Raw genomic sequence first — 3,106 nt, forward strand, 5'->3', positions numbered from 1 at the left:
GTCCGCAGGCATCTGGCACAACTGGCAAACCGGCGTGACCAGCAAACGCTCACTCATCGCCTACGACCACTAACACCAACTTCACGGAATCAATCATCTAGTGGGTGCTCCCGGTTTGAACATTCGCCCAGAAGGCGCAGTTGTGCTCGGCGGCCAGGTCCACCGTCCGCGGTGCACCCGGGACGAGCGACAAAGTGGTGCCACCGCCGAAGCGCGGCCACGCCGGGGTGCCCGGCCCGTTCGGGTTGCCGGTGCGGGCGAAGGTCGTCCAGTAGCGGATCATCCGGTCGGACAAGGCCTGCTGCTCGGCGTTCAGCTGCGTGGGCACGCCGTTGAGGTCGAACAGGTACTGCATCTCCGCACCGTGGTAGGCGCCGGACGGGAGGCCCGCCGGGAACGGGAACTGCGCGGGCGCGGTCCGGTCGGCGAACTCATAGCTGTACGTAGGCGCGGAGCCGGCGAGGGTGCGCTGGTCGGTCACCTGTGTGCAGGACCAGACGCGGTCGGTCGCCACCGTGGCCCACGCGACGGCCGGGGACTCGTATGCGCTCGACGGGTACTTCGCCGCGACCTCGGGTGCCTTGGTGCCGAACGCGTCGATGAGCAGCTGCCGGTAGCCGTCCTCGGTGAAGGCCTGGGGCAGGAACGCTGTCGCGAGGCGCTGTTCGTCGAGGTTGGTCCCGGAGATCACCGGGATCTTGGCGTAGTGCCCCTCGGCCAGCGCCCGGTCGGGGCGCCGCGGTAGTACGCGGTTGCCGTACGCCACCGTCGGCAGCGCGGCGCTTTGCGTCGCGGTCAGCAGCCGCGGCACCGGGATCCCGCGTAGACAGTCCACTTGGGACGGTCCGGCCGGGCAGCCGAGCGACGCCGCCAGCGTGGCACCCTGTGCGTCCGCCGAAGCCTGCGGCCGCCACGGCGAGCCGGCCGGGATGCCCGGGTTGACGCCGTTCTGCGGCCAGGTCATCGAGCACGACCCGCTCTGCATGATCGCCCGATGGAACAGCCCGCGCGCCGACGGCGAGGTGAGCTGCCCGCAGATGTCGTACGAGCCGCCGGACTGGCCGAACAGCGTGACGTTGCCCGGGTTCCCGCCGAACGCCACCGCGTTGCGCTGCACCCAGCGCAACGCCGCCTGCTGGTCCTGCAGCCCGAAGGTGCCGCCGCCGTCGAGCTGGCGCAGGCCGAGGAAACCGAAGACGCCGAGCCGGTAGTTCAACGTGACCACGACGACGTCGCCGCCGGCGGCCAAACGCCGCGCGTCGTAGTCGCCGCCCGCACCGAAGGCGTTGCCGCCGCCGTGCAGCCACACCATGATCGGCTTGAGCCCGGCCGTCCTCGGTGTGGTGACGTTGAGGTACAGGCAGTCCTCAGTGTCGCTGGCCGGGCCGATGCTCTGGGGCTGGGCGCACGGCGACGCCGGCCTCGTCGCGTCTCTCGGCGCGGTCCAGCGTGGCGCCGGCCGGGGTGGTTGCCAGCGCAGGTTGCCGACGGGCGGGGCCGCGTAGGGCACGCCCTGGAACGTCCTGCTGTCCGGCGCGACCGTGCCCCGCACCGGACCGGCGTCGGTCCGCACCACCGCGGCGTCCTGGCCGAACGGCTGTGCCTGCGCGGTGGCGACACCCCCGGTCCCCAGCAAAGCCGCGATCACCACTGCCGCAATGCGCCTGCCCATGTCGTCCTCCGCTAGCTCGTCGTTGTTGACGAGCAGAGCCTCACACCGACAAGAAAATTTGTCAAGGAAGATTCAGTTGTCCAGGCGCGGCGCTCGCACCGGCGCCCGTCGCGCGGGCAAGCCGGCGTAGCAGGCGGCTCGGGAGACCTCAACAGGGTGCAGGCACGCTTCACGTTGCCGCTGTCGGCAGCGTTCTCCGCCTCGATGAACGCAGTGCGGCCTGAACCCCAGCTCGGCGATCTCATCGAACAACGTCGAAGCCCACAGGTGCGGATCCTCGGCCAGCCTCAGTCGGCACTACTCCACGAACGGCTCGATCAGCAGCGACACCGAGCGGACCCGCCGCACGGCAGGGAAAACGGAGACGAAACGGAGCCCAATGGCGCCGAAAATGTGAACAATACTCGCAAAAGGCGACGAATCAGCAGGTGGAAGGTGATTTTGATCTTGAGCCGCCAAGGGGGCTCGAACCCCTGACCTTCTGTTTACAAGTCGACTCCTCCGCCATGTCAACGAGTATCGCGTGGTGACGGATTTTGACCGTTTGCGCAGGTCAACGCGGGCCTCCTGGCCCGTCCTAGTGTCAGGCCGTGTCGTGCCGTATCAGGCTCTATTTCGGCAACGGAGCCCAATCGGAGACGGCGTGAGCGGGCGATGGTAGAGGATTACGGCTGCGAGCCGGCTCGACGGAGACGCTCGTAGGCCTCGTCTTCCGACAGCGAGGTGATGGGCTTCCCGACCGCGTGCTGGTACTTGGCGTCATAGGCCCTGGTCCAGACGCCTGCCGCCCACGACCGTTGGAGTTCGTCGACGCTGAATTCCCGGCCACGCGCCCGGAAATACGCGTCGATGAACCGCTGCGTGTCCTCGACGGTGGCTAGTTCGTCCGGGTTGACTGTCGAGTGCAGCGCGGCGGCGAAACCGGCCAGGACGGCTTCGCTTTCTACGATCACGCTGTCCCAGTCGTGCACCACCAGCAGCTTGTCGCCGCTCCAGCGCAGATTGCCGGCCAGCCAGTCGCAGTGGCCGATCACGGCGTCGGACTCGCCGCCGGGCAGCCGGTCACGGGCACGGCGCCCGGCATCGTCGATCCACTCCGCACCAGGCACCTCGTTCAGGTCGACATCAGTGTCCTCCGGACACGGCCACAGTCCGCCCCCGCCGTGGTTCCAAGCCGCCCACGACGGCGCCGGGTCGAGCGTGGTCACCTCTCCGGGCCGCGGAGCCAGCCGGATCAGCCACGCGAACGCCTCAGCGAAGGCCGCGGCCGGATTCTCCGTCCTCGGGAGCATCTCGCCGCCAGGCACGTAATCCTCCGCGGTGGCTACATTGAGGTTGTCCCGGGGAGCCGGACACCGGGGTTTATGCCACGAGGGCGTGGTCTTGACGATAGCTTATGCGGGTTTCGTGGGGTGTTCGGTAGTCGAGTGTCGA

2 protein-coding genes are annotated in these 3,106 nt (G+C 68.5%); both read right to left on the minus strand.

All coding sequences use genetic code 11. The annotated features are described in order from the left end of the window. Positions 1–97: 97 nt before the first annotated feature. On the minus strand, positions 98–1,672 hold the full coding sequence (locus tag ACFOSH_RS42405) for a carboxylesterase/lipase family protein (protein WP_378247196.1): 1,575 nt from the start codon (positions 1,670–1,672) through the stop codon (positions 98–100). Positions 1,673–2,337: 665 nt separating this feature from the next. Then, positions 2,338–2,979: a hypothetical protein gene (locus ACFOSH_RS42410; RefSeq protein WP_378247198.1), complete on the minus strand. Its 642-nt coding sequence runs from the start codon at positions 2,977–2,979 to the stop codon at positions 2,338–2,340. Positions 2,980–3,106 lie beyond the last annotated feature (127 nt).

Origin of the sequence: Amycolatopsis speibonae (assembly GCF_042647925.1) — a bacterium.
GTDB lineage: Bacteria > Actinomycetota > Actinomycetes > Mycobacteriales > Pseudonocardiaceae > Amycolatopsis > Amycolatopsis speibonae.